Genomic DNA, 26,591 nt, shown 5'->3' on the forward strand with positions numbered 1-26,591 from the left:
AACATGGCCGTTCAAAACGTACAACCCCTCTATATTGGTGGTCGCCCGGTTGATGCCACCTCCGGCGAAACATTTACCGTTACCAATCCTTATGATGGCAGCCTGCTGGCCACGATTGGTCAGGCAAGCCAAGCCGATGTCGACAGCGCCGTTCAGGCAGCACAGCGTGGCCAGCGTGAATGGGCCGCCATGACTGGTATGGAGCGCTCACGTATCCTGCTGCGTGCCGTAGCACTTCTTCGCGAGCGTAATGACGAGCTTGCTGAGCTAGAAACCCGCAATACCGGCAAGCCGATCAGCGAAACCGCCAGCGTCGATATCGTGACCGGTGCCGATGCTCTGGAGTACTACGCAGGCCTTGCCCCCGCGATTGAGGGCAGCCAAATCCCCCTGCGCGATAGCTCGTTTGTTTACACCCGCCGCGAGCCGCTGGGTGTCATTGGTGCGATTGGTGCCTGGAACTACCCGATTCAAATCGCCTGCTGGAAAGCGGCTCCGGCGCTGGCAGCGGGTAACGCAATTGTGTTCAAGCCCAGTGAAGTCACACCGCTAACGGCGCTCAAGCTTGCCGAAATTTTCACCGAAGCAGGCCTGCCAGACGGTGTTTTTAACGTGGTACAGGGCGATGGCCGCGTAGGCGCCATGCTGACCGAACACGAGGGCATTGCCAAAGTCTCGTTCACCGGTGAAGTGGGCACAGGCAAAAAAGTCATGGCCGCTGCCGGTGGTTCCACGCTGAAAGACGTAACGATGGAGCTGGGCGGCAAGTCACCGCTAATCGTGTTTGCGGATGCCGACCTCGACCGCGCAGCCGATGCCGCCATGATGGCGAACTTCTACTCCAGCGGCCAAATCTGTACTAACGGCACTCGCGTGTTCGTTGAGCGCAGCGTCAAAGAGGCGTTCGAAGCCAAGCTAGTAGAGCGCGTGGCACGCATCAAAGCTGGCGACCCGATGGACCCAAGCGTCAACTTTGGCCCGCTGGTGAGCTTTGAGCATCAGGAAAAAGTGCTCTCCTACATCGCGCTTGGCAAAGAGCAAGGAGCACGAGTACTGGCCGGTGGCGACGCGTGGAACAGCGGCGAATGGACCAAAGGCGCCTGGGCAGCCCCCACCGTATTCACCGACTGCACCGATGAGATGCGCGTTGTTAAAGAAGAGATCTTTGGCCCGGTGATGTCAGTACTCGCCTTTGATGACGAAGAGGAAGTGATCCGCCGCGCCAACGACACCAAGTACGGCCTAGCTGCTGGCGTCTTCAGCGAGAGCCTGAACCGCGCGCACCGCGTGATTCACCAGTTGGAAGCAGGCATCTGCTGGATTAACACCTGGGGCGAATCTCCCTCTGAAATGCCGGTCGGCGGCTATAAAGAGTCCGGCATTGGTCGTGAAAACGGTGTGGAAACGCTAAATCACTACACCCAGACCAAGTCCGTACAGATCGAGATGGGCCCGTTTGAGTCAGTGTTTTAACGACTGAATCAACACTCTCAAACACGGCGGCACAGATAGGCATCTGTACATCTTGCCTACCTGTGCCCGCTGACTACCCTCTTGATGAGAGAAACATTGATGTCTCAACCACGTGAATTTGATTACATTATTATCGGCGCTGGCTCTGCGGGTAACGTACTCGCCACTCGCTTGACCGAAGATAGCGATGTCAGCGTGCTGCTGTTGGAAGCCGGTGGCCCTGACTTCCGTTTCGATTTTCGTACCCAAATGCCCGCAGCCCTGGCCTACCCACTGCAAGGCAAGCGCTATAACTGGGCGTTTGAAACCGACCCCGAACCGTACATGGACAACCGTCGCATGGAGTGTGGCCGTGGCAAGGGACTCGGCGGCTCATCGCTGATCAACGGCATGTGCTATATCCGCGGCAATGCCCTGGATTACGACAACTGGGCCAAACAGCCCGGTTTGGAAGAGTGGGACTACCAAAGCTGCCTGCCCTACTTCAAAAAGTGTGAAACCCGCGATATCGGCCCGAACGACTACCACGGCGGCGATGGCCCGGTCAGCGTGACGACGCCCAAAGCAGGCAACAACCCGCTTTACCGCGTCTTTATAGAAGCGGGCAAACAGGCTGGCTACCCGGAAACCGACGACGTCAACGGCTACCAGCAGGAAGGCTTCGGCCCCATGGACCGCTTTGTGACGCCGAAGGGCCGCCGCGCCTCCACCGCCCGTGGTTACCTGGACACTGCCAAACAGCGCAGCAACCTGACCATCGAAACTCACGCCGTCACAGATGTCATTGAGTTCGATGGTAAGCGCGCTGTTGGCGTACGCTACGAGCAGAAAGGCCAGCCCCAGCAGGCACGCGCACGCCGTGAAGTACTGCTGTGTGGCGGCGCAATTGCCTCACCGCAGATTCTCCAGCGCTCAGGCGTCGGTAATTCGGAGTGGCTGAAAGAGCTGGGCATTCCCGTGGTGCACGACCTACCCGGCGTCGGCGAAAACCTGCAAGACCATCTGGAAATGTACATTCAGTACGAGTGCAAAGAGCCTATTTCGCTCTACCCGGCGCTGAAGTGGTACAACCAACCGAAAATTGGTGCCGAATGGCTGTTTAACGGCACCGGTGTGGGTGCCAGCAACCAGTTTGAGTCCTGTGGCTTTATTCGCAGCCGTGATGAAGAGGAGTGGCCGAACCTGCAGTACCACTTCCTGCCTATCGCCATTAGCTATAACGGCAAGAGTGCCGTTCAAGCGCATGGCTTCCAGGCACACGTCGGTTCCATGCGCTCAGAAAGCCGCGGCCGTATTCGTCTGACATCTAAAGACCCCCACGCGGCACCGAGCATTCTGTTCAATTACATGGCCAAAGAGAAAGATTGGGAAGAGTTTCGCGATGCGATTCGTTTGACCCGCGAGATCATCGCCCAACCTGCGTTTGATCAATACCGAGGCAGGGAAATCGCCCCCGGCCCAGACGTGCAGAGCGACGAAGAGCTTGATAGCTTCGTCAAGCAGCACGCCGAAACCGCCTACCACCCCTGCGGTAGCTGCCGCATGGGCGAAGGCGAGATGGCCGTCACCGACGCCCAAGGCCGCGTGCATGGGCTTGAAGGGCTGCGCGTGGTGGATGCCTCACTGTTCCCGGTCATTCCTACCGGCAACCTGAACGCGCCAACCATCATGCTGGCAGAAAAAATCGCCGACCGTATTCGGGGTCGCGAGCCGCTGCCCCGCGCTAACGTTGAGTACTACGTTGCTAACGGAGCACCGGCAAAGCAGGCGTAAGTGACACACTCGCCTTTGATAAAACGCCATGACCTAGCGCCATGGCGTTTTTTTATGCCTCAACTGCGCTACAGTAAAGCGTATATAGCGAACGTATAACGGTGAAATGCTTGCACTTAGACAGGCGTCTCTGCGAATATTCAAACATACGTTTAAATACGTTCATTAATAACCATCCACGGAGATCCCCCCATGCTCACCTTACTACTCATCGTGCTGGCCGTTGCGGGCTTGCTCGTGGTGATGCGCCGCGAGGCAGGTGCTACCACTGCCCTTGCCCTACTAGGCGTACTGGGCTTAATTGGCGTTGTGTTAGGCGCACCGATCATAGGCACGTTGCTACTCATTGCCGCCGCCGCAGTAGCCGTGGCGGGCCTTCCTGCACTGCGCAGCAAATGGCTAACCCCGCGTATTTTTGCCACCTTCAAAAAGGTAGCGCCGAAAGTATCGGCTACCGAGCGCACCGCGCTGGAAGCGGGCAGCGTTTCCTGGGATGGCGAGCTTTTCTCAGGTAAGCCCCAGTGGCAATCGCTGCTCGACTTCAAAGACGACGGCCTAAGTGACGAAGAGCAGGCGTTTTTAGACAACCAGTGCTCAAAAGCCGCTGGCATGTGCAACGCCTGGGATATCGCCCGTGAGCGCGCCGACCTGCCCCAAGAGCTGTGGGACTACCTGAAAAAAGAAGGCTTCTTCGGCATGATTATTCCGAAGGAGTACGGAGGTTTGGGATTTTCTGCCAAGGCGCAATCCATGGTGCTGCAGAAGCTCTCCGCCAACGAAACCCTGATGGTGACCGTAGGCGTACCCAACTCTCTCGGCCCAGGAGAACTGCTGCTGAAGTACGGCACCCAAGAGCAGAAAGACCACTACCTGCCACGCTTGGCAGATGGCCGCGAAATTCCCTGCTTCGGCCTCACCGGCCCCCGCGCGGGTTCTGACGCGACCTCACTGCCGGATACCGGTGTGGTATGCAAACAAGTCATTGACGGTGAAGAAGTGGTGGGCGTGCGACTCAACTTTGAGAAGCGCTGGATTACCCTTTCCCCCATCGCTACGGTTGTTGGCCTAGCATTCCGCCTTTTCGACCCGGAAAAGCTGCTGGGCGATGAAGAAGATCGCGGCATTACCCTGGCGCTGATCCCCCGGGATACTCAGGGTATGGATATTGGCCGTCGCCACCACCCGATTGGTAGCCCGTTTATGAACGGCCCGATTAAGGGTAAAGACGTGTTCGTACCGCTGGATACCATTATCGGTGGCCCGGGTATGATCGGCCAAGGCTGGCGTATGCTGGTGGAGTGTCTCTCGATTGGCCGCTGCATCACGCTGCCTTCTGGCGCCACCGGTACCGCGCGTTACGCGCTGGGCTGGAGCGGCGGTTTTACCCGCGTGCGTCGTCAGTTCAACGTACCGGTCGCAGAGATGGAAGGCGTGCAAGAGCCTCTGGCTCGCATGGCGTCACTGGCCTACATTTCGGCGGCCACGGTGTACCAAACCGCTAACCTGATCGACCATGGCGAAAAGCCAGCGGTACCCTCTGCCATCCTGAAAAGCCAGCTGACCGAATTCCAGCGCGTGCTGCTTAGCGATGCAATGGACGTGCACGGCGGTAAAGCAGTAACGCTTGGCCCGCGAAACTATCTGGGCATTGGCTATAGCGCTAACCCGGTGGCCATTACCGTTGAAGGCGCGAACATCATGACCCGCAACCTGATGATCTTTGGTCAGGGCGCGATTCGTTGCCATCCTTACGTGCTGGAAGAGCTGGCTGCCAAAGATGCCAACGATGTGAAAGCCTTCGATAAGGCCTTCTTCGGCCATGCAGGCTTAATCTTTGGCAACGCGGCGCGCGCCTTTACGCTAGGGTTAGGCATGGGTAAGCCGAGCGTTCCGTTTAGCGGCCCCGCTGCTAGCTACGCGCAGGATATCGCTCGCCTCTCGGCTGGTTTCGGCCTGTGCGCTGATGCCGCCATGGCTAGCTTGGGCTCTACGCTGAAAAAACGCGAAATGCTCTCGGCGCGTCTGGGCGATGTACTTTCTAACCTCTACCTCGCCTCCATGGTGCTCAAGCAGTGGCATAACGGCAATAAAGTAGAAGGCGAGGAAGCGCTGCTTCACTACAGCCTGCAGTTCCTACTCAATCGTGCTGAGCAGGCGTTTGTGGAGATTTTCGACAACCTGCCAAACCGCGCGCTAGGTAACGTATTGAAAGTTGTGGTGATGCCCACCGGCCGCCGCTGGAACAAACCCCACGATGACTTGGCCCGCGACATTGCCCAGCGGGTGTCTACCCATAGCGCGCTGCGTAGCAAGCTGCTTGCCAACACCTGGGACAAAGATGACGGCACCGTTAGCAATCCGCTGGCCCGCTATAACGCTCTGCTAGGGGATTATGAACGCGCGGAAGTGATTTACCGCACGGTGAACAAGGCCTATGCCAAAGGGGAACTGCCGCAAACGGCACTCCACCCCGAAGCACGGGTAGAGGCAGCGCTTGAAAAAGGCTTGATCAATGAAGAAGACGCCGCCTTTATGCGCACGTTTGAAGCCGAAGTGCTGGAAATGCTGACCGTCGATGACTTTGCCTACGACGCCTTTGCCAACGATAAGTCGACGCTGATTGACCATAACGCGGCACCGGCCAAGGCCGCTTCGCCAACAGAAACCAGCATCAAATAACGTATCCCTCTAATCAGATCACTAACCGGCCCTCCCAGGGCCGGTTTTTTTTGGCCTGATGTCATGTTCCAAAACGAATCAAACGAACATGGCTGCTATCCACTCTTAATACAGAAGATGCAGTGTCGTTTCCTCAAACACCTTAACAACGCATTTTTGGCTTTTTATACGCCTAAAAGCGAATACAAACGGCCATCAAAAGCGTTGCAAGTTCGTAAGTGATCAACTAGCCTTTCGTTAATGAAAATATCGCATGGGTTGGTTGCCACACAATAATCGGCAAATAAGTACGGCCAACCACCCTCCCTCGCGATCAGCGCATTACACATTTATCGATACCACCTATCAATAACAACGACGCTAGCGAGATCGGCATGTCCTTACATTTGCAAAATATCGACCACGTCGTCGGGGGTCAGACCCATATCAGTGGGGTTGATCTCGAACTGGAACCCGGTTCCTTTAACGTATTGCTCGGGCGCACGTTGGCGGGCAAAACCACGCTCATGCGTCTAATGGCAGGCTTAGAGGAGCCCACCCGCGGACGTATCTTCATGGACGGCAAAGATGTCACCGGCGTTTCGGTTCGCAAACGCAACGTTTCCATGGTGTACCAGCAGTTCATCAACTACCCAAGCATGACGGTTCGCGACAATATCGCCTCTCCTTTAAAGCTGGCCAACACGCCTCAACAGGAAATTGATCGGCGTGTAGGCAGTATTGCTGAAATGCTGCATATCGAACATCTGCTCGACCGCTACCCCCAAGAGCTCTCAGGGGGGCAGCAGCAGCGCACCGCCATGGGCCGGGCGCTAGTCAAAGATGCCGACCTGATTCTGTTCGACGAACCGCTAGTGAACCTGGATTACAAACTGCGCGAAGAGCTACGCGATGAGCTACGCGAACTGTTTAAAGCGCGCAACTGTATTGCCGTTTACGCCACCACCGAGCCCAACGAAGCGCTGGCCCTAGGCGGCAATACGGCAGTACTGCATGAAGGCAAGCTACTGCAGTACGGCCCCACCGAACAGGTGTACCGTGAACCCAATGGTCGTCACAGCGCCGAAATGTTCTCCGAACCGCCGATTAATATCGTGCCAGGCAAGCTGACCGCGACGGAAATCACTTTTGACCAATCGCTACACTTCCCCTGCGACCCCGGCCTCCAGCGGCTCGCCCCTGGCGATTACGACTTTGGCGTCCGCGCCTCGCATATCACCCTTAAACCTCAGTCTGCCGATGATCTAGAACTGCCGGTACTGGTCGATGTTGCTGAAATCAGCGGTTCCGAAACGTTTTTGCACGTGCGTCATGAACGCTTCCCGCTGGTGCTTCACTTGGCAGGTATCCATGAGTTTCACGTGAACGACGCGATTAACGTCTACTTCCCTTCGCATCAGCTGTACGCCTTTGATAAACAGGGCAGCACCGTGCATATCCCCTCTTCTGCTCAAGGGAGCGTTGCCCATGGCTGAGATTACCTTAAAAGGCTTGGCACACAGCTACAGCAAAACCCCTAGCAGCCATAGCGATTACGCGATTCGTCAGATGGACCACGTGTGGCACCAGGGCGGCGCTTATGCACTGCTCGGCCCGTCGGGCTGCGGTAAATCAACTCTGTTGAACATCATTTCCGGTCTGCTGGAGCCTTCAGAAGGCGACGTGCTGTTCGATGGCCACCGCGTGAACGAGCTGCCGCCGGAAGAGCGTAATATTGCCCAGGTGTTCCAGTTCCCGGTGATCTACGACACCATGACGGTGTACGACAACCTCGCTTTCCCGCTGCGTAATATGAACACCCCAGAGTACAAGGTCGACCCTAAAGTTCGGGAAATTGCCGATATCCTCGATCTCACGCCGCTCCTCTCTCGGAAAGCCAAAAACCTCACTGCCGATGAGAAGCAGAAGGTCTCCATGGGCCGCGGGCTAGTCCGCGATGATGTCTCCGCCATCCTGTTTGACGAACCCCTGACGGTGATTGACCCACAGCTCAAGTGGAAGCTGCGCCGTAAGCTCAAAGAGATCCATGAGCGTTTCAATATCACCATGATCTACGTCACCCACGACCAGCTCGAAGCCTCTACCTTCGCTGACAAAATCGCGGTGATGTATGACGGTCAGGTGGTGCAGTTCGGCACGCCACGGGAGCTTTTTGAAAAACCGGCGCATACCTTCGTGGGTTACTTTATTGGCAGCCCGGGCATGAACTTTATGAGCGTGTCTCACCAAGCGGGCAAAGTGATGTTTGGCGAGCTGCCGCTACCGGTGAATGAGGCCGTTAGCCGCAGCGTGGCCGCCGCAGGCTCCAGCAATATCAAGCTTGGCATTCGTCCGGAGTTCATTACGGTCAGCAACTCGCCGGAGCCAAACAGCGTACCGATTGAAGTGGTCAACCTGCAGGACTTGGGGACCTACTCGCTGCTGAGCTTTACCTTGAACGGCCAGTTGTTCAAAGCGCGCCTGCCTGAAGGTCACGCGCCGGTAGGTGACGCTGCCCATGCATTGTTTTCCGATCAGCACATCGCGCTCTACGTCGATGAATACCTAGTGGAGATCGGCCATGAATAATAAAGTACTCAATAACCGCGCATGGCTGCTGGTACTTCCCATGCTGGTACTGGTGGCTTTTTCGGCCATCATCCCCTTGATGACCGTGGTCAACTACTCGGTTCAGGACGTGCTGGGCCCTAATGCCCGCTTCTTCACCGGCACCGAGTGGTTCCACAGCATTCTGAACGACTCTGCACTACGTGACGCGTTCGTGCGCCAGATTCTGTTTTCCCTGACCATTCTCGCCATCCAAGTGCCTTTGGGCATTGGCATTGCGCTGATTATGCCTAAACGCGGCTGGCAGGCCTCTGCTGTACTGATCTTGATTACCCTGCCGCTTCTGATCCCATGGAACGTGGTAGGCAGTATTTGGCAAATCTTCACCCGTGGCGATATCGGCCTCATGGGCTACGGTCTGCGGGAGCTAGGGATCAACTACAACATTACCCGTAATTCGGGCGATGCCTGGGCAACCATTATCTTGATGGACGTTTGGCACTGGACGCCGCTAGTGGCCATGCTCTGCTACAGCGGCCTGCGTTCTATCCCCGAAGCTTACTACCAAGCGGCGCGTATTGATCGTGCCTCTAAGTGGGCGATCTTCCGCTATATCCAACTGCCCAAACTCACTAACGTACTGGTGATTGCGGTGCTGCTGCGCTTTATGCACTCGTTCATGATTTACGCCGAGCCCTTTGTACTGACCGGCGGCGGCCCGGGTAGCTCCACCACCTTCCTGAGCCAGTCACTCGCAACTATGGCGATCGGCCAGCAGGATCTGGGGCCTTCTGCCGCGTTCTCGATCATTTACTTCCTGGTTATTTTGCTCGTGAGCTGGGTGTTCTACACCACCATCATGCACATGCAAAAAGATAAGAACCCGAACGGGGGAGCATGATATGTACCGCTTAGATAACGCCCAGCAGGGCGAGAAGTACAACACCATATTTAGCCGGACAACGCCTGCACAGCGGCGCAAACGTAACGCGCGCAGCCGCTTTCGCTCGCGGTTTCTGCTGGGGCTGTACCTGTTCCTTATGATCCTGCCGATTTACTGGCTGATCAATATGTCGCTGCAGACCAACAGCGAGATTTTGGGCTCCATGACGCTATGGCCCAAAAACATGACGTTTGATAACTACATCGGCATTTTCACTAACTCCAGCTGGTACATGGGCTATGTGAATTCAATGCTGTATGTGGCGCTCAACATGCTGATCACGATTTGCGTGGCGCTGCCTGCCGCCTATGCGTTCAGCCGCTACCGTTTCATTGGCGATAAGCACCTGTTCTTCTGGCTGCTCACCAACTTGATGGCACCGCCTGCGGTGTTTCTGCTGCCCTACTTCCAGCTCTACTACTCGGTAGGTTTGTTCGATACCCATATCGCCGTGGCCCTGGCCCACTGTCTGTTCAATATTCCGCTGGCGATCTGGATTCTGGAAGGCTTTATGAGCAGCGTGCCAAAAGAAATTGATGAGACTGCGTATATCGACGGTTACAGCTTTCCGCGCTTCTTTATCAAGATTTTCATTCCTATGATCCGCTCCGGTATCGGCGTCACGCTGTTCTTCCTGTTTATGTTCTCTTGGGTAGAGCTGCTGCTGGCACGCACGCTGACCGCCACCGACGCTCAACCGATCGGCATGATCATGACACGGACCTCCACCGCTTCGGGCATTGATTGGGGCACGCTTGCTGCCGCTGGTGTACTCACCATCGTGCCAGGCATTTTGGTGGTCTACTTCGTTCGTAACCATATCGCCAAGGGCTTCGCCCTGGGCCGCACCTAAGGAGCACCGCCATGACTTGGATGGTATGGACTACCCCGACTGCCATTTTCTTTTCATCCATTGCAGCGATGCTAGCAGGGATGACGCTGTGGGAAATTCTCTCGCCCACCATCGAACGTAAAGGCTTTTTACCGATTAGCACCACCCGCGGCGACCGGCTGTTTATCGGCCTGCTTTCCGCCGCGTTTATTCACCTGGGTGTTATTGGCTTCACTACGCTATCCATCTGGATAGCACTGGCACTATCAGCGGTATGGCTGCTGGTGTTGATGCGCTGGGGTTAGGCCAACGGCCCACTCAGCGGATGTACGGCGGTATCAAGGACGCTCACGTTATCAAGGAAGAGCACAACAAAACGAGGTCAACATGCGTAATAATAAGTTCAAACTCACTACCCTCGCCGCTAGCCTTATGCTCGCATCGGGGAGCCTAATGGCAGACGACCACGACGCACGGGCAATCGCTGAGCGCTTGGTGGATGAACACTTCCAGGACTCGACGCTCAGCCGTGAAGAGCAGATCGAAGAGCTTCTTTGGTTTGCCAAGGCTGCCGAACCCTTCCGCGGAATGGATATTCAGACCGTGGCCGAGGGCTTGACCACCCACGTGTACGAAAGCGAAGTGCTCGCCCCTGCGTTTAGCGAGCTGACCGGCATCAACCTGACCCACAACATCATTGGCGAAGGCGATGTGGTTGATACCATGCAGAACCAGATGCAGTCCGGCAACAGCATCTACGACGGTTTTGTAAACGACACCGACTCCATCGGCACCCATATTCGCTACGGCACCACCATCAACCTAAGCCAAGCGATGGAAAACGAGTGGGCGGATTACACCCTACCCACTCTGGACCTAGACGACTTCATCGGCCTGCAGTACGGCACCGGCCCGGATGGCAGCCTCTATCAACTGCCTACCCAGCAGTTCGCCAACCTGTACTGGTTCCGCTATGACTGGTTCCAACGTGAAGACCTGCAAGAGCAGTTCCGTGAAATTTACGGCTATGACCTAGGCGTGCCCACCAACTGGACCGCCTATGAAGATATCGCCGAGTTCTTTACCGAGCATGTCGGTGAAATCGACGGTACCAAGATATACGGACACATGGACTACGGCCGTCGCGACCCATCGTTGGGTTGGCGCTTCCATGACTCCTGGCTCTCCATGGCAGGTATGGGCAGCCCCGGCGTACCTTCCGGTAACCCGGTGGATGACTGGGGTATTCGTGTCAACGAGGATAGCCAGCCGGTTGGCGCAAGCGTAAGCCGCGGTGGTGCGACCAACTCCCCCGCCTCGGTGTTTGCGATGCAGAAAGCCGTGGATTGGCTGCGTGACTTCGCACCGCCTGAAGCTCAAGGCATGACCTTTGGTGAAGCTGGCCCCGTACCCGCCCAGGGCCATATCGCTCAGCAAATCTTCTGGTACACCGCCTTTACCGCTGACATGACAGACCCGTCTGTTGCGGTGACCGACGATGAAGGCAACCCGCTTTGGCGCATGGCACCTTCTCCCACCGGCCCGTACTGGGAAGAAGGCATGAAAGTAGGTTATCAGGACGTAGGCGCTTGGACGTTCTTCGACTCCACTCCTGAAGACCGCCGCACCGCTGCTTGGCTATTTGCCCAGTTCACCGTAGCGAAAACCACCTCGTTGGAAAAACTCATGCACGGTTTAACGCCGATTCGTGAATCTGACATCTTCTCAGATCAGATGACCGAAATGGCACCCAAGCTAGGCGGTTTGGTGGAGTTCTACCGCAGCCCGAACGAGTCTAACTGGACGCCTACCGGTACCAACGTACCTGACTACCCCCGGATGGCCCCGCTGTGGTGGCAGAACTTGGCACCGGTTATGAGTGGCGAAGTAACTCCCCAGGAGGGCCTGGATAAGCTGGCGGCCGATTTGGATAACACCATGAACCGTTTGGCCCGCGCCAACGTCTTCGACAGCTACGCCCCGGTGCTGAACGAAGAGCGCGACCCGCAGTACTGGCTTGACCAGGAAGGCGCACCGAAGCCGAAGCTTGACGATGAAATGCCGCAGGGAACCACCGTTCCTTACGATGAAATGATGGAAGCATGGATGGCGGCCGGTACCCGCTAATACCTGCTGGGCGGGCGCAAGCCCGCCCTTTATCAGTGGTGTTACCAGCGGCAGGCAGCATGCCTTAACCACAGGTTGATACCGCATACCAACACGGGGCTTTTTCTTTATTAATTGGAACCGCTATGAAACTGCGTAACCGTAATGTCGAGAAATTGCACACTGATGACTTTGACGCACTGATTATCGGTGGCGGCATCAATGGTGCAGCAACCGCCGCCGCCTTAGCAGGCAAAGGTGCCAAAGTGGCCCTGATCGACCGTGGCGACTTTGCTGGCAGTACCAGCATGCACTCCTCAAATCTGGTTTGGGGCGGCATCAAATATATGGAAAGCAAAGACTTTGCACTGGTACGCAAGCTGTGCAAAAGCCGCAACCACTTAATTAAAAGCTACCCGTCGACGGTTCAAGAGATTCGCTTCCTCACCACGATTACTAAAGGTTTCCGCCACTCTCCTCGCTACTTATGGGCGGGCACCTGGCTCTACTGGCTAATGGGCAATGGCTTTACCAAACTGCCACGCTTGCTCTCGCCTAAAAAAATTAAGCAAGAAGAACCCATTATTGATATCAACGGCGCCGTAGGCGGGTTCGAGTATTCCGATGCCTACCTCCACGATAACGACGCCCGTTTTGTGTTTAATTTTGTACGTCATGCGCTGAACTACGGCGCGGTGGCCACTAATTACGTTGAGTCAATGGGTGCTGAGCGCGAGGGTGACACCTGGATCACCAAAGCGCGTAATGTGATGGATGGCAGCACGTTTAATATCCGCTCTAAAGTGCTGATCAACGCTGCAGGCCCCTGGGTCGACCAACACAATGCGCTCACCGGGCAAAAAACCACCCACCAGCATCTTTACTCCAAAGGCATTCACCTCATCGTGCCGCAACTGACCGATACCAAGCGGGTGCTGGCTTTTTTTGCGGATGATGGGCGGCTATTCTTTGTGATTCCAATGGGCAACCGTACCTGTATCGGTACTACAGATACCCATATGGAGCATCCAGAAGTCGACGTAACGGCCGACGATATCGCGTTCGTTTTGGAAAACATCAACAAACGCCTAACGCTCGACAAACCGCTGACCCAAGACGATATTATCTCTACACGCTGCGGCGTACGCCCCTTGGCCATTAAAGCCGATCAGGGCAGCGACCGGGATTTCTTGCAGCTATCGCGCAAACACGTGATCGATACCAACCCAGAGAGCGCGCATATCAGCATCTTTGGCGGCAAACTGACGGATTGCCTCAACGTAGGTGATGAAATTGCAGAAGACGTCAAACGGCTTGGCGTGCCGTTAAGCGATCCTAACTTCCACTGGTACGGCGAACCACCCGAGCCGGTAAAGCAGCAGTTTATGGATCAAGCGAAACGCATGAACCTGGATGCCATGACGGCGGCGACATCTTCAGAGCCACTCTCTTCGCGGTTGTGGCGGCGCTATGCGGAACAGGCGATGCCCATGCTCGAAAAAATCCGCCAAGATCCTTCTGAAGCCGACATTTTGATCGAAGGCACCGAGTATATTCGCTGTGAGTTAGAGCATGCGCGGGACCATGAGATGATCACCCAGCTGGAAGACTTCCTACGCCGCCGCGCTAAGGTGTCTCTGGTGGTGCACCATGAACAGCTGCGCCAGTCGCCTGGGCTTAAAGAGGCCTGTCGGGTGCTATTTGGCGAAGAGGCCGAAGAGCGGTTCACCACTTACTTTAAAGAGAACCGCGATACCTCTCGCCCACCGGTAGAAACACTCTCTTAAACCTGAATTCAGGAAACAAGGACGTTAACCGGCATCCGTTATAAATGGCATAAAAAATCCCCCTGCTAACTCAATAGCAGGGGGTATTAAAATTGTGAGTAAGCTAGTTAAGAAATTACTCTTCGTGTTCAACGAGCAATTGAGAATCGCCCGCTAACACCTCATCCCATGCTTCTTCCAGTGTGCAGCCTGCACGACTATCGATGGTGTCGATAACTTCAACAGCATGTTGGAGCGACTCACGGTTGCCTTTCAGCGCCAGTACTAGCTTGGCTAAATCTTGCTTGCTGAAAGAGCTAGCGATACGGTCGGCTTGTTGGCTCAGTTCGATGCAGTTCATGTTAAGTTCCTCATGGTATGGTCAGCCGCTGCTTGTTATTGCTTGAAGTTCATTTATTAAATAATCAAGCAGCCATCTTAATTAACGACGAATGGTGACATTGCTACTCATGCTGGGCCGGGTAAGTGCCCAGTTCGGTAACTGCGAAACGGTCACAAGCGTTACAAGACCTTCGCCTTAAGCGCCCTGGTAATGCGGCAGCGCCTCGGTGTGTAGCAAGGAGCGGTTCGGTGTATCGGGATAACAAAACACCGCCCTGATCCATGACTTCACTATGGTTCACGCAAGCAATGCTCACAATGCATCATTGGCAGCAGGCGGGGTTGTAGCTTGACTACATACGCACCATAACACCATGTTTGGTGATGGTTACTTTCAGGAAGGGAGTTAAACGACTGTTTTAACAGACAAGGCGGAAAAGAAGCGAGTCAGCTAACGATCCTTAAAAACAAGAAACTCGCGAATAAATTAAAAAGCGAGTGAAGTTTACACTTAAATAACGACACATCTATACGACCAAGGGCGATAGCGACGCTAGAAAACAACCATAAAAAAACGCCGCTGAAAGCTTAGCGGCGTTATATCACTTATTTCCAAGCAGTGTGTTTAGCTGGAGCGCACCCGAGAAACCGCATCTAGCCAGCCTTGATAGAGCTTTTCACGGGTTGCCTCTTCCATGGTGGGTGTAAAGCTACGCTCGCAGCGCCAGAGCTGCTCAATCTCTTCTAAGGTGTCATACCAGCCCAAGCGTAACCCCGCTAGGTAAGCTGCCCCCAGTGCCGTAGTTTCTAGAATCGTCGGGCGATCTACCTGAACATTGAGCATATCGGCCAAGAACTGCATGACCCAGCTGTTTTTCACCATGCCACCATCGACACGCAGGTTGCCCGGTGCGGCTTCCATGTCATCGTTCATACAGTGCTGCAGGTCGCGGGTTTGATAACACACCGCCTGAAGCCCCGCTGCAACGATTTCGGCAATGCCGGTATCGCGGGTGAGACCGAAAATAGCGCCACGGGCTTTGGGGTCCCAGTGGGGCGCACCTAGCCCGGTAAAGGCTGGCACCAAATAAACGCTGTGGCCGCTGCGGGTTTTCTGGGCCAGCGCTTCGGTTTCCGAGGCATCGGCAAACAGGTTCAACCCATCCCGGAGCCATTGCACTGTTGCCCCTGCGACAAAGATGCTGCCCTCCATGGCATAGGTGGGCTTGCCGTTAATGCGGTAGCCAATGGTCGTTAACAGGCGATTACGCGATACCGAGGCCGTTTCCCCGGTATTCACAATCATAAAACAGCCTGTACCGTAAGTGCTTTTGCCCATGCCGGGTTTAAAGCACGCCTGCCCTACCAGCGCCGCCTGCTGGTCGCCTGCAACACCCGCAATCGGCAATGGCGCACCCAGCCAGTGGGCTTCTACGGTGCCAAAATCGTCGCTTGAATCTTTCACCTCGGGGAGCATATTGGCGGGCACATTAAACAGTGCCAGCAGTTCGTCATCCCAAGTTTGGTGATGAATATTAAACAACGCCGTGCGCGAAGCGTTGGTGGCATCGGTCACGTGTCTTTTACCGTCGGTTAAACGCCACATCAGAAAGCTATCGACGGTACCGAAAGCCAGTTCACCGCGGGCAGCGCGCTCGCGGGCACCCTCGACATTATCGAGAATCCAGGCGAGTTTGGTGGCGGAAAAATAAGGGTCGATCAACAAGCCGGTTTTCGCCTGCACGACCTCGGTGTGGCCTTCGTCACGTAGTGCCTGACAGCGCTCGGAGGTGCGCCGATCTTGCCACACAATGGCGTTGTAAAGCGGCTTACCGGTGGCACGGTCCCACACCACGGTGGTTTCACGTTGGTTGGTAATGCCTACGCCATCCACTTGTTCTGGCGTTATTTTGGCTTTGCCTAACACCTCGCGGCAGGTGGCAATCACTGAATCCCAAATGTCTTCAGGATCGTGCTCGATCCACCCATCTTGCGGAAAGTGTTGAGGAAACTCTTGCTGGGCAACTGCCGCTATTTGGCCTTGGCGGTCAAACAGAATCGCGCGGGAGCTGGTCGTACCTTGATCGATGGCGAGAATAAAGGTGGACATATCGCGTTCACTTTGTTGTAGGATCTTTCGATTTTGTCTGTTTTGTTTCGTTTTATTATCATTCAAGGCTACTCCAGGCGTCTGGAATGCTCAAGTATGAAACTCTCCCACCTTAGCCAAAGCACACCTAAGCGCTGTTGTAGCAGGCGCTAAGCAATGTGCAGCGCTACATCGTGTTGGGTGAGCAGCCGTTGAATCGCCTCGGGGGGCTTACGGTCGGTAAACAGCGCATCCAACTGGGAGATATTGCCCTGACGCACCACCGGGTTACGGTGGAATTTCGAGTAGTCGGCGGCTAGATACACCCGGCGGGAGTTGGCAATGATCGCCTGGGCAACGCGCACCTCTTGGTAGTCGAACTCCAGCAGCGAGCCATCCTCGTCGATGCCGCTGATCCCGATGATGCCGTAGTCCACTTTGAACTGATTGATGAAGTCGATGGTGGCCTCACCAATGATTCCTCCATCTCGAGAGCGTACCTGCCCCCCCGCGATGATCACGGTGAAGTCCTCTTTATGCTGCAGAATCGCCGCCACGTTCAAGTTATTGGTAATGATCTCCAGCCCTTGATGCTCTAAAAGCGCCTGGGCGATCATCTCGTTACTGGTACCGATATTAATGAACAGCGATGCGTGGTGAGGAATGTGTTGCGCTAAGCACCGGGCAATGCGCTCTTTCTCTTCGAGATGCAGGGTTTTACGGGTGCTATAAGCAGTATTCACCGTGCTGGACTCTACCCCAACGCCGCCGTGAACCCGACGCACGCGGCCGTCGTTGGCCAACGTGTTCAAGTCCCGACGAATGGTTTGGGGCGTGACCGCGAAGTGTTCGGTGAGCTGTTCGATGCTCATATAGCCGTGCTGGCGAACCAGTTCGACGATGGCATCCTGGCGGTACTGTTGGTTCATAAGCCCGGCCTGTTCGATATTTGTTGGTCTATGTGCGTTATAGATTAGCAAAATTTTCGGAATCTAATAGCGCGAACATTCGAACAGGCCGATGTTTGGCGTGGCCTTACAGCTAGGTTATAGCGGCCACACCCACAGAATGGCGGGAATGGCCGCCGCCATGACCACCAGCGATAGCGGCAACCCCAGCTTCCAATAATCACCAAACCGGTAGCCACCGGGGCCTAACACCAGGGTATTCGACTGATGCCCAATCGGGGTTAAAAACGCACAGGAAGCACTCACGGCCACCACCATCAAGAACGGGTCCAACGAAGCATCGAAGCCGTTGGCGAGGCTGGCCGCAATGGGCGCCATCAGCAAAGCGGCGGCTGCGTTGTTTACCACGTTGGAGAGCAGCATGGAGAGCAGAAACAGTCCCACCAAGGAGACGATAATCGGCCACTCCACGCCAAAGCGCAGCAGCGCGTCGGCTATGATATCCGCACCGCCGCTGGTTTCCAGCGCTTCGCCCACGGGCAGCATGGCGGCAAGCAAGACGATCACCGGGCCATCGATGGCTTGATAGCCATCCCTCAACGGCAGTACGCCAATCAGCAGCGACACCAGCGCGGCGGTGCTCATGGCGACGGCAGCGGGCAGCAGATCGAACAGCATCGCGACGATCGCCAAGGCGAAAATACCCACCGACACGGCCAATTTTCGCGGCTGCCCCAGATGCAGCTCACGGTTGGCCAGCGGCAGGCAGCCGAGGGTCGATAGGCTATCGGCGATTTCGTTCTCACTGCCCTGAAGCAGCAACACGTCACCGGTTTGAAAACGAATGTCTCGCAGTCGCTGCTTCAAGCGGCCACCGTCACGGGCCACGGCCACTAAATGCAAGCCAAACTGATGGTTGAGGCGCAGCTGCCGCACGCTACGATTGATCATCATCGAATCGTTACGCACGACGGCTTCGATGAGCTGTAACCCTTCGGTATCGACCGGCTGACGTTCATCGCCCTTCTCCGCGTCCTCGCGCTGCTCCTGTCCATCCTCTGGCTCTTCGGGTTCGGCAATGGCGCTAAGACCCACTTTGTCCTCCAGCAGCTTCAGCTCGTCGGGGCCGGCTTCCAGCAGCAGGATGTCGCCCTCACGAAGCACGCCATGAAACTGGTAGCCCGCTCGACGGTTGTCTTCACGAACCACCGCCAAAACGGGAATGGTTTCCTCGAGCTCATCGCGCAACTGCTGCAGGGTCAACCCGTTGGCCTTGGAGTCCTCGGTCACTTTCAACTCGACCAGGTAGTTAGCCGTATCGAACATGTCATCCGCTGCCGCTTGGCTACTGCGCTTGGGCGTCAATCGCCAGCCCACCAGCACGATAAATGCCAAGCCAACGAGTGCCACCACTATGCCTACTGGTGAGAAACTAAACATGCCAAAGTTGTCGCCGGTAATATTGCCCCGGTAAGTGGAAATAATGATGTTAGGCGGCGTCCCGATCAGCGTGGTCAATCCACCCAGGAGCGACCCAAACGCTAGCGGCATCAACAGCAGCGAAGGAGAGGTATTGTGTTCACGGGCAAGCCGCATGGCCACCGGCAGCAGCAGCGCCAGCGCCCCTACGTTATTCATCACGCCAGACAGCACAACGACCGTACCCACCAGTACGAGCAGTTGCAGCATTAAGCGCTCACCCACTTTGAGCACCTGATTGGCGATGACATCCACCAAGCCAGAGCGCTCAAAGCCACGGCTTAACACTAGCACCGCTGCCACGGTAATCACCGCCGGATGGCCAAAGCCTGCAAAGGCTTCATCCGCTGGCACCAGCCCGAGCATTACGGAACCTAGCAGGGCCGCCAAAGCAACCAAATCATAACGAAACCGGCCCCAGATAAAGGCCACTAGCGTAAGCCCCAGCACGATAAACACCAGCGTGCTGGGGGTCAGCCCTAAACTTTCCAGAGTCATTCGCGTGTCATCTCCCTATGTTGTCGCTCCTCTTCCCTAACACGGAAAGTTCGGAGTGTTCAGCATCACATTAGGCGATGACTATACAGCCGTACAAGCACTGAAAAATAGGAAAAAATAGCGCGCGGGTTAGCGTTTCATTCGTGCCAGTAACCGCTCAACGGCTTCTAGATGTTCCGGTTCGTTGTGGCACATGCCTTGGAACACGGCGCACACATCCAGAAACGGTTTCAGCTCCATATCCGGGGCCATTTTCATGAGCCGCTTGGTGAGGCGCGTTGCTCTCGGCGGCTGGGCCGCCATGCGGTTAGCATGGGCCAGAGCGGCTTCCATCAGTTGCTCCGGCTCCACGACTTCCAGCACTACACCATAGGCAAGCGCTTCATCAGCGCTGATCACTCGGCCTGAAAGGGTTAGCTCAAAGGCACGCTGGTAGCCAATTTGGCGCTGCATAAACCACGCCCCGCCATCGCCGGGGATGATGCCTAAATTAAGAAACGTCTCACCAAAACTCGCCTTGCGGGATGCAATACGCAAGTCGGCCATATTGGCCAAATCAAACCCGGCACCAATCGCTGCCCCGTTCACGGCGGCGATGATGGGCACTTCTACTTGATTGAGTGCCAGCGGCATTCGCTGAATCCCTTGCCGATAGCGCTCAGCGACTTCGGCTACGTCCCCCGCAAAGTCGCCGCCGCGTTCGGCCATGTCTTTTACATTACCCCCGGCACAGAAAGCGCTCCCCGCCCCTGTGATCACCAGCACCGAGACGTCCTGGCAACGGTTCACCCATGCGGCAGTGGCGACGATATCATCCACCAGCGCCGTGCCGGTAAGCGCATTGCGCACGTCGTGGCGGTTAAGAGTGAGCGTTGCCACACGGTTTTCCAGCGTTAGGGTAGCGTCGGTTAATTCAGGTAGTGTTCGGCTCATAAGTGGCGCTCCACAATAATTCGGGCATCGACGATGGCATAGTTAGCGGCAGAATGACCTTTCGGATAGGCAATCACCGGGTTCAAGTCTAGCTCGCAAATCTCCGGGTAGGCGTCCACCAATTGGGATACCTGCATCAGCAGTGACACCAGCGCCTGCTTATCGACACCCGCCGCCCCGCGCACCCCAGCCAGCACTTTTTGCGCTTTAAGTTGATCGACCATGGACTGCGCGTCGCGCAGGGTCAGCGGCAGCGAGCGGAAGGCCACGTCCTCTAGCACCTCCACAAAGATACCGCCCAAGCCAAACATCAGCACCGGGCCGAAAATCGGGTCGCGGAGCATGCCGATAATCACCTCAACGCCCTTCTCCGCCATTGGCGTGACCAGCACACCTTCTATCTGGGCGTTCGGGTCGTAAGCCTGGGCGTTTGAGTGAATGGCCTGAAAGGCATCGCGCAGTGCGGTGTCACCCACCAGGTTGAGCTTGACGCCGCCCGCGTCGGATTTATGCAGAATATCTTTCGAAACCACCTTCATCGCCAGCGGCCTGCTCTGCGTGCGCTGGGGTATCTCGGCGAGTTCGTCCTCACGACGCACCAGCCACTCCTCGGGCACCGCGATACCATGCTCCGCCAGCAGTGCCTTCGCTTCAAACTCCAGTAAATCGCGCCCTTCTGCCTTGGCCGCTTTTAGCATGGCCTTGCCTGTTTCCGATGGCGCGGCGGGCGCTATCGTCTCCTGCACTTGTTGGTTGGCTAGGTACTCTCCTCGCTCACCTAAAGCAGCAAGCACGCACACCGCATGCTCAATCGAGGAATACACCGGCAAACCGGCTTCGTGTAAACGGCGCAGCGCAGGCGGTTTGATGGGTGCGTAGAGGCTGTAAATCACCAGCGGCTTCTCGGAGGCTTGAGCAAGCTCTACCATGCGCTCCGCGCCACGCATCTCGTCGCCCATCAGTGACTCCGCAAAGCGCAGGCTATACCCGCCGAACATGCCGACCAGGAAGACGCTATCGACGCCTTCATCCGCCATCACCAGCTCAATGCAGCTTGCCAGCAGCGAGGGGTTCGCATCCGAGGAGCCCGCCACGTCCACCGGGTTAAGGGTAGACGCCTGAGGCAGTAACACCTCGCGCAGTGCAGAACGAGTGGCGTCGGAAAGCTCAGCCAGCGTCAGGCCCGCTTCAGCTAAACGATCGGCGGCAATGGTGGCTTGGCCGCCGCCGTCAGAAATCACCGCCACGCGCTTACCGGGGGCTTTTTGCAGCCTTCCCAAACCTTCCGCCACGGGCAGAATTTCATCGGAATACTGCACCACGCTAACGCCTGCCTGACGCAACAAATCGACGGTCATTTGATAACTACCGGCCAACGCACCGGTATGGGAGCTGGCAGCCTTTTGGCCCTGCTCGGTGGCACCGGATTTATACACCACCACCGGCTTCATGGCGGTCACGTCACGGGCAACTTTCAGAAACTGCTGCCCGTCACGGAAGCCTTCCACGTAGAGCGTCGCCACACGGGTATGCTCGTCTTCGCCTAGGTAGCGCAGGTAATCGTTAAAGCCGATATCACTCTGGTTGCCCGGGCCAACGTAGGTGCTAAACCCCACCTGCCCGTTGTGCTGGGCCTCCAGCGCCAAGGAGAGCAGCATATTGCCGGATTGAGAAACAATACCGATATCGCCCGGTTTGACGTTCTCCAGCGCCAGTAAGTTGATCTGATGGTGCAGGTTAAACATGCCGGAGGTATTCGGGCCGATAATACGCACACCGTGGGCACGGGCGGCCTCCATCATTTGCGCCTCCAATGCCGCCCCCGCTTCACCGATTTCGCCAAACCCGCTGGCAAGAATCACCGCCCCCTTCACGCCACGGCGGCCACACTCGGCAATCAGCGCAGGCACGGTGGCGGCAGGCGTACACAGCAGCGCAAGCTCGGGGCTGCCCGGCATCTCGGCAATAGAGGGCCACGCCTTCACACCTAGAATATGATCGGCTTTTGGGTTGATCGGGTAGATGCTCCCCCGGTAGCCGCCGTTGATCAGCCCTACCATGGCTTTATAGCCCCGCTTGGTCGGGTCCGCAGAGGCTCCAACGATGGCAATCCCGGTGGGGGCTAAGATGTCATGCAGCGGACTGCGGACTGGAAGATGACCTTCAATAGTGTTCATGGCGTAACCTGTTTGACAAAGAAGTGCGCGACGGCTTGATTCAGAACTCGTTTTTAAGGGTTAAGCCCATACTCATTGGCCCTGAAAATTAGGCGGGCGCCGCTCGGCAAAGGCATCGACCCCCTCTTGCCAGTCCTCGGTGGTGGAGCAGGTAAACACCGCATCCAGCTCCTGCTGCAGCTGGCTCTCCATGCTGGTATGGGCGCTGCGATTGACCAGCGGCTTGAGCATCGCCATAGAAACCGGTGCCTGCTTGGCAAGCCGCTCGGCGAGTGTTTGCGCTTCGGCCATCAGCTGCGCTTGGGGGTAGCTGGCCAGCGCCAAGCTGATCTTGGCGGCTTCTTGCCCATGAATTTTGTCGCCTAAATAGAGCAAGCGCCGGGCTTGGGTGAGCCCCACCAGTTGAGGCAGCAATTTTGAAACACCGCCGCCCACGCAAGTGCCAATACTGGTTTCTGGAAAACCAATCTGCGCCTCGTCAGCCATCACGATAAAATCGCAGGAGACCGCCATCTCCGCGCCAGCCCCCAGCGCATAGCCGTTCACAGCTGCTACCACCGGCTTACTGAGTTTGGCGATGGCTTCGCATACGTCGTTGCCCAGCTGCAAATACGCCCGGCGCTGAAACAGCGTGCGCTTAGCGCTGCCGTGGGCCTTCATATCGGCACCGACACAAAACGCGCGCCCTTCACCGGTCAGCACCACCGCCCTGACCTGAGGCGACTGCTGTGCCATTCGCAGCACATCCAGCAGTTCTTGGTAGAGCATTTCAACGACCGCGTTGAGGCGCTGCGGGCGATTCAGTCGTACGGTCAATACGCGAGCATTCAAACTCACCAGCAGCGTTTCATAATTGGGCAGCGCAGTAGCGTCAGCAGGCATGGTGCTTTTTCTAACCTCCTCGGATTAGTCGTCAAAACTTAACGAAACGTTTGTTTCTTTATTTTAAGTAAAAAGAAACGTATGTGTTTTTTTCGAACGATAGAGTAGTCGCTGGGACGACGTCAATACATCTGTAGCAAAAACATTTATCATTGGCACAAATGTTTTATTTTCATAAAAGAGGGTGCCATGCCAGACAACGCCACTCACGCCACCAGCCTGGACAGCATTCACCAGCAGCTAGCCGAGAGCTACGCGGCGCTTAGCCCACAGCTCAAGCGCGCTGCCAGCTATGTGCTGGAACATCCTGCAGAGATGGCGTTTCAGTCGATCCGCAAAACGGCTCAGGCAGCATCCGTCACTCCCTCCACCCTGGTCAGGCTAGCCAAGCGGCTTGGGTTCGAGAGCTACGAGCCGTTTCGGGAAGTGTTTCAATCGGCGGTACAGGCAGCGCCGGTGGAGCTATCCGGCCGCGCCAGCCAGTTGAAGCAGCAGCACAGAAACCCAGAAGCGGCGCTGTTTGCGGAGGTAGGCGACGCTGCTTTCGATAATATTGGCAGGCTGTTTACGGCGGATAACCAAACGCGAGTCAAAGAGGCCGCCGAGCGAATCTTGGCCGCGCGGCGAGTCGCCGTGGTCGGGTTTCGCGACACCTTCGCCTGCGCGTACCACTTTGCCTACGTGGGGCGCATTGCGATGCCGGAAGTGACGCTCATTCGCGGACAGGAGGGAGGCTTGCTCACCGAGTTGGCCCCGTTCAACGAGCAGGATGTGGTGGTGGCGTTTGGCTTTGAACCCTACTGCGCCGAGACGGTGAAGGCGCTGGAGATTACTCGCGCCAACGGCGTGCAGGCGATTGTAATTACCGACACGCTGCGCTCACCGTTAGTGCCGGGGGCCAGCGTAACGTTTACCGTTGCCAACGCTACGCCGCACTTTTTCCCGTCGATATTAGCGGCAATTACGCTCAGCGAAGCGATTCTGGCGGAGTGCGTGGCATTCGGCCCCGACCAACTGGTCGATAACGTGACCCGCTTTGAGAGCCGAATGCGTCAGTTGGGAGCGTATATAGAAATTGCCTAAACAGTCGCTTAGTAATGTCATCAGACCGGAACAACCCTAGGCGGGGGCGCTGTGAATCCCTCCATGGACGCTACTTTCGCCATCCATGGCCAAAGACCCCCGCTACGGGATGGTTCCGATCATCTCTAGTACCATTATCACGGCAATAAAATAGTAGAACCGGTGGTTTTACGGCTCTGTAGCGCATCCTGAGCCTTACCAGCGTCTTGCAGCGGGTAGCGGTTGGCCACGTCAATTTTGATTTTGCCGCTCTCGATCATGGCGAAAAACTCGTCGCACATCATCTCCAGGCGCTCACGGGTGTCGGCGTAGCCGTTCAGGCTTGGGCGAGTCACAAAAAGCGCGCCTTTTTGATTCAAAATACCAATATTCACGCCATCCACAGGGCCAGAAGAGTTGCCGAAACTCACCATCAGCGAGCGGGGCTTCAAGCAGTCCAGCGACATTTCCCAGGTGTCTTTACCCACCGAGTCATACACCACGTCACACATCTCGCCGTTGGTCAGCTCGCGCACCCGCTCTACCACGTTCTCTTCGGTGTAGTTGATGGTCGCCCATGCACCGTTGGCCATGGCTAGGTCAGCTTTTTCCTGAGAGCTCACCGTACCAATCAGCTTCACTCCTAGCGCTTTAGCCCACTGGCAGGCAATAGAGCCAACGCCCCCGGCCGCCGCGTGGAACAGAATGGTCTCACCGCCTTTAAGCTCATAGGTTTGACGCAGCAGATACTGCACCGTTAAACCTTTCAGCATGCTGGCGGCAGCGGTGTCGAAATCGATAAAATCCGGCAGTTTGACGACTTTGGACGCAGGCAGCGTGTGCAGTTCGGCGTATGCGCCCAGCGGGCCTTGGGCGTAAGCCACCCGGTCACCCACTTTGACATGCGTGACGCCCTCACCGACCGCATCCACAATGCCCGCGCCTTCGGTGCCTAGCCCTGTTGGCATGGCGGGCGCAGGGTAAAGTCCCGTACGGAAGTAGATATCGATAAAATTCAGCCCCACCGCTTTGTTAGCGATGCGCACTTCACCGGCAGCGGGAGCGGCAGGTTCGACATCGACCCACTCCAATACCTCTGACCCACCAGTGTTAGCAAGTTGTATACGCTTAGACATCAATGACACTCCTGTTGTTAATTATTGGACATACCCTGCGCGCTATCCAACCGCGTTGAGCGTCATTAATCAAGCCATTAGCTCACTAGGCCGACACGTCGTCGTCATGCACCCATGCTAAACTTGGCAACATTGTGCTTCATGACGCTCAATTGGCGACCACTACACGGAGTGGCTATGACCCATCCCGCAATTTCTGTCCCCACGCTCATCGCCCACCGCGGCTACTCCGCTGCCGCGCCCGAAAACACCCTCGCAGCCGTACGCGCCGCCCACCAAGCAGGCGCAACCTGGGTGGAATTGGATGTACAGCTACTGAAGGATGATACACCGGTCATCTGGCACGATGGCGACGTTCGCCGCTGCTCGGATGGCCGTGGCGAGCTCGCCAACCTGACATGGCAACAGGCACAGCAGTTAAATGTGGGCAGTTGGTTTGGTGATCGGTTTGCGGGGGAAAAGATGGCCAGCCTGGAGGCTATGCTCGCCCTGCTCAACGAGCTGGAGATGGGCGTTAACTTAGAAATCAAGGTCAACAAAGGGCGTGACCCCATCCGCTTGGTGGACGTGGTACTGCCTGCTGTTCTCACTGCCCTCCCCCCTGAGCGCCTAGTGATCTCGTCGTTTGACCCCGTCGCCTTAGCCCACTGTCGCCATCATGCCCCCAAAGAGGCCCTGGCGTTAGGCGCGCTGTTTGGCAGTGTGCCCAAAAATTGGCGCGAACAGTGCGAAGCGGTCGAGGCGTTTAGTATTCACCCTCATTGGCCGCGGCTCAAACAGACCCAGGCCGCCGCCATGTGCCGCGACGGTTACCAAATTCTTTGCTACACCGCCAACGACCCCAGCGCGTTTGATAGCCGCTGGGCCTGGGGCATTGCCAGCGCCATTACCGATGAACCTGCTGCCTTTAAACGCTACCTAGACAACCGACAGCGCGCAGGCCAGCCCGCTTAACCTGTTTAACCT

At 56.4% G+C, this 26,591-nt stretch carries 20 protein-coding genes; 12 read left to right on the top strand and 8 right to left on the bottom strand.

All coding sequences use genetic code 11. The annotated features are described in order from the left end of the window. The first annotated feature begins 3 nt into the window (after nucleotides 1-3). The 10 genes from betB (at nucleotide 4) to ACIGG6_RS15800 (ending at nucleotide 14,140) form a co-directional block, all read left to right on the top strand. Entirely contained in the window at nucleotides 4-1,473 is a 1,470-nt protein-coding gene (gene betB / locus ACIGG6_RS15755; RefSeq protein WP_399845692.1) for a betaine-aldehyde dehydrogenase, read from the top strand. Nucleotides 1,474-1,572: 99 nt separating this feature from the next. Next, complete coding sequence (betA, locus tag ACIGG6_RS15760; RefSeq protein WP_399845695.1) at nucleotides 1,573-3,246, top strand: choline dehydrogenase; 1,674 nt, start codon at nucleotides 1,573-1,575, stop codon at nucleotides 3,244-3,246. A 192-nt stretch (nucleotides 3,247-3,438) separates the two neighbouring features. Further along, the gene (locus ACIGG6_RS15765) at nucleotides 3,439-5,925 is read left to right on the top strand and encodes an acyl-CoA dehydrogenase (RefSeq protein WP_399845697.1); all 2,487 of its coding nucleotides are present in this window, start codon (nucleotides 3,439-3,441) and stop codon (nucleotides 5,923-5,925) included. A 374-nt stretch (nucleotides 5,926-6,299) separates the two neighbouring features. Next, nucleotides 6,300-7,400, top strand: a complete 1,101-nt coding sequence (locus tag ACIGG6_RS15770) for an ABC transporter ATP-binding protein (RefSeq protein WP_399845700.1) — start codon at nucleotides 6,300-6,302, stop codon at nucleotides 7,398-7,400. Beyond that, on the top strand, nucleotides 7,393-8,493 hold the full coding sequence (locus ACIGG6_RS15775; protein ID WP_399845703.1) for an ABC transporter ATP-binding protein: 1,101 nt from the start codon (nucleotides 7,393-7,395) through the stop codon (nucleotides 8,491-8,493). The genes ACIGG6_RS15770 and ACIGG6_RS15775 overlap by 8 nt, the downstream gene beginning before the upstream one ends. Further along, entirely contained in the window at nucleotides 8,486-9,373 is an 888-nt protein-coding gene (locus ACIGG6_RS15780) for a carbohydrate ABC transporter permease (RefSeq protein WP_399845706.1), read from the top strand. Before ACIGG6_RS15775 ends, ACIGG6_RS15780 begins: the two co-directional genes overlap by 8 nt. A gap of 1 nt (nucleotide 9,374) precedes the next feature. Next, nucleotides 9,375-10,268: a carbohydrate ABC transporter permease gene (locus tag ACIGG6_RS15785; protein WP_399845709.1), complete on the top strand. Its 894-nt coding sequence runs from the start codon at nucleotides 9,375-9,377 to the stop codon at nucleotides 10,266-10,268. Nucleotides 10,269-10,279: 11 nt separating this feature from the next. Continuing rightward, nucleotides 10,280-10,552, top strand: coding sequence for a DUF2160 domain-containing protein (locus ACIGG6_RS15790; protein WP_083023748.1), 273 nt, complete (start codon nucleotides 10,280-10,282; stop codon nucleotides 10,550-10,552). A gap of 82 nt (nucleotides 10,553-10,634) precedes the next feature. Further along, nucleotides 10,635-12,374 (top strand): ABC transporter substrate-binding protein, encoded by a 1,740-nt coding sequence (locus tag ACIGG6_RS15795; protein ID WP_399845712.1) that lies wholly within the window; start codon nucleotides 10,635-10,637, stop codon nucleotides 12,372-12,374. A 125-nt stretch (nucleotides 12,375-12,499) separates the two neighbouring features. Beyond that, complete coding sequence (locus tag ACIGG6_RS15800; protein ID WP_399845715.1) at nucleotides 12,500-14,140, top strand: glycerol-3-phosphate dehydrogenase/oxidase; 1,641 nt, start codon at nucleotides 12,500-12,502, stop codon at nucleotides 14,138-14,140. Between the two features lie 115 nt (nucleotides 14,141-14,255). Here ACIGG6_RS15800 and ACIGG6_RS15805 read toward each other — a convergent pair whose 3' ends face one another. The 7 genes from ACIGG6_RS15805 to ACIGG6_RS15835 form a co-directional block, all read right to left on the bottom strand. Beyond that, the gene (locus ACIGG6_RS15805; protein WP_399845717.1) at nucleotides 14,256-14,480 is read right to left on the bottom strand and encodes a hypothetical protein; all 225 of its coding nucleotides are present in this window, start codon (nucleotides 14,478-14,480) and stop codon (nucleotides 14,256-14,258) included. A 606-nt stretch (nucleotides 14,481-15,086) separates the two neighbouring features. Beyond that, nucleotides 15,087-16,571 (bottom strand): glycerol kinase GlpK, encoded by a 1,485-nt coding sequence (gene glpK / locus ACIGG6_RS15810; RefSeq protein WP_399845720.1) that lies wholly within the window; start codon nucleotides 16,569-16,571, stop codon nucleotides 15,087-15,089. 149 nt (nucleotides 16,572-16,720) lie between these two features. Beyond that, entirely contained in the window at nucleotides 16,721-17,479 is a 759-nt protein-coding gene (locus ACIGG6_RS15815; protein WP_159342413.1) for a DeoR/GlpR family transcriptional regulator, read from the bottom strand. A 117-nt stretch (nucleotides 17,480-17,596) separates the two neighbouring features. Then, nucleotides 17,597-19,435: an SLC13 family permease gene (locus tag ACIGG6_RS15820; RefSeq protein ID WP_399845723.1), complete on the bottom strand. Its 1,839-nt coding sequence runs from the start codon at nucleotides 19,433-19,435 to the stop codon at nucleotides 17,597-17,599. Nucleotides 19,436-19,564: 129 nt separating this feature from the next. Next, nucleotides 19,565-20,368, bottom strand: a complete 804-nt coding sequence (locus ACIGG6_RS15825) for an enoyl-CoA hydratase-related protein (RefSeq protein ID WP_399845725.1) — start codon at nucleotides 20,366-20,368, stop codon at nucleotides 19,565-19,567. After that, a complete protein-coding gene (locus tag ACIGG6_RS15830) occupies nucleotides 20,365-22,545 on the bottom strand; it encodes an acetate--CoA ligase family protein (RefSeq protein ID WP_399845728.1) in 2,181 nt (726 codons plus the stop codon). Before ACIGG6_RS15830 ends, ACIGG6_RS15825 begins: the two co-directional genes overlap by 4 nt. Before the next feature lie 72 nt (nucleotides 22,546-22,617). Continuing rightward, nucleotides 22,618-23,427, bottom strand: a complete 810-nt coding sequence (locus tag ACIGG6_RS15835) for an enoyl-CoA hydratase/isomerase family protein (protein WP_399845731.1) — start codon at nucleotides 23,425-23,427, stop codon at nucleotides 22,618-22,620. A 189-nt stretch (nucleotides 23,428-23,616) separates the two neighbouring features. Here ACIGG6_RS15835 and ACIGG6_RS15840 point away from each other — a divergent pair, with 189 nt between their 5' ends. After that, nucleotides 23,617-24,510: a MurR/RpiR family transcriptional regulator gene (locus ACIGG6_RS15840; protein ID WP_083024107.1), complete on the top strand. Its 894-nt coding sequence runs from the start codon at nucleotides 23,617-23,619 to the stop codon at nucleotides 24,508-24,510. 137 nt (nucleotides 24,511-24,647) lie between these two features. On the opposite strand, the gene ACIGG6_RS15845 is transcribed toward ACIGG6_RS15840, so the two are convergent. Further along, nucleotides 24,648-25,625: an NADPH:quinone reductase gene (locus ACIGG6_RS15845; RefSeq protein WP_399845735.1), complete on the bottom strand. Its 978-nt coding sequence runs from the start codon at nucleotides 25,623-25,625 to the stop codon at nucleotides 24,648-24,650. 177 nt (nucleotides 25,626-25,802) lie between these two features. Between ACIGG6_RS15845 and ACIGG6_RS15850 the strand changes: the two genes are divergently transcribed. Continuing rightward, nucleotides 25,803-26,579: a glycerophosphodiester phosphodiesterase family protein gene (locus ACIGG6_RS15850; RefSeq protein WP_399845738.1), complete on the top strand. Its 777-nt coding sequence runs from the start codon at nucleotides 25,803-25,805 to the stop codon at nucleotides 26,577-26,579. Nucleotides 26,580-26,591 lie beyond the last annotated feature (12 nt).

This window comes from Vreelandella lionensis (genome assembly GCF_044543515.1).
Classification (GTDB): domain Bacteria; phylum Pseudomonadota; class Gammaproteobacteria; order Pseudomonadales; family Halomonadaceae; genus Vreelandella; species Vreelandella lionensis.

What these genes read in the sequence shown, in the direction of transcription:
- betB (WP_399845692.1), top strand. Translation starts at nt 4, where the DNA reads ATGGCCGTTCAAAACGTACAACCCCTCTATATTGGTGGTCGCCCGGTT.
- glpK (WP_399845720.1), bottom strand. Translation starts at nt 16,571, where the DNA reads ATGTCCACCTTTATTCTCGCCATCGATCAAGGTACGACCAGCTCCCGC.
- ACIGG6_RS15805 (WP_399845717.1), bottom strand. Translation starts at nt 14,480, where the DNA reads ATGAACTGCATCGAACTGAGCCAACAAGCCGACCGTATCGCTAGCTCT.
- ACIGG6_RS15790 (WP_083023748.1), top strand. Translation starts at nt 10,280, where the DNA reads ATGACTTGGATGGTATGGACTACCCCGACTGCCATTTTCTTTTCATCC.
- betA (WP_399845695.1), top strand. Translation starts at nt 1,573, where the DNA reads ATGTCTCAACCACGTGAATTTGATTACATTATTATCGGCGCTGGCTCT.
- ACIGG6_RS15840 (WP_083024107.1), top strand. Translation starts at nt 23,617, where the DNA reads ATGCCAGACAACGCCACTCACGCCACCAGCCTGGACAGCATTCACCAG.
- ACIGG6_RS15780 (WP_399845706.1), top strand. Translation starts at nt 8,486, where the DNA reads ATGAATAATAAAGTACTCAATAACCGCGCATGGCTGCTGGTACTTCCC.
- ACIGG6_RS15765 (WP_399845697.1), top strand. Translation starts at nt 3,439, where the DNA reads ATGCTCACCTTACTACTCATCGTGCTGGCCGTTGCGGGCTTGCTCGTG.
- ACIGG6_RS15770 (WP_399845700.1), top strand. Translation starts at nt 6,300, where the DNA reads ATGTCCTTACATTTGCAAAATATCGACCACGTCGTCGGGGGTCAGACC.
- ACIGG6_RS15820 (WP_399845723.1), bottom strand. Translation starts at nt 19,435, where the DNA reads ATGACTCTGGAAAGTTTAGGGCTGACCCCCAGCACGCTGGTGTTTATC.
- ACIGG6_RS15825 (WP_399845725.1), bottom strand. Translation starts at nt 20,368, where the DNA reads ATGAGCCGAACACTACCTGAATTAACCGACGCTACCCTAACGCTGGAA.
- ACIGG6_RS15785 (WP_399845709.1), top strand. Translation starts at nt 9,375, where the DNA reads ATGTACCGCTTAGATAACGCCCAGCAGGGCGAGAAGTACAACACCATA.
- ACIGG6_RS15845 (WP_399845735.1), bottom strand. Translation starts at nt 25,625, where the DNA reads ATGTCTAAGCGTATACAACTTGCTAACACTGGTGGGTCAGAGGTATTG.
- ACIGG6_RS15800 (WP_399845715.1), top strand. Translation starts at nt 12,500, where the DNA reads ATGAAACTGCGTAACCGTAATGTCGAGAAATTGCACACTGATGACTTT.
- ACIGG6_RS15795 (WP_399845712.1), top strand. Translation starts at nt 10,635, where the DNA reads ATGCGTAATAATAAGTTCAAACTCACTACCCTCGCCGCTAGCCTTATG.
- ACIGG6_RS15775 (WP_399845703.1), top strand. Translation starts at nt 7,393, where the DNA reads ATGGCTGAGATTACCTTAAAAGGCTTGGCACACAGCTACAGCAAAACC.
- ACIGG6_RS15830 (WP_399845728.1), bottom strand. Translation starts at nt 22,545, where the DNA reads ATGAACACTATTGAAGGTCATCTTCCAGTCCGCAGTCCGCTGCATGAC.
- ACIGG6_RS15850 (WP_399845738.1), top strand. Translation starts at nt 25,803, where the DNA reads ATGACCCATCCCGCAATTTCTGTCCCCACGCTCATCGCCCACCGCGGC.
- ACIGG6_RS15835 (WP_399845731.1), bottom strand. Translation starts at nt 23,427, where the DNA reads ATGCCTGCTGACGCTACTGCGCTGCCCAATTATGAAACGCTGCTGGTG.
- ACIGG6_RS15815 (WP_159342413.1), bottom strand. Translation starts at nt 17,479, where the DNA reads ATGAACCAACAGTACCGCCAGGATGCCATCGTCGAACTGGTTCGCCAG.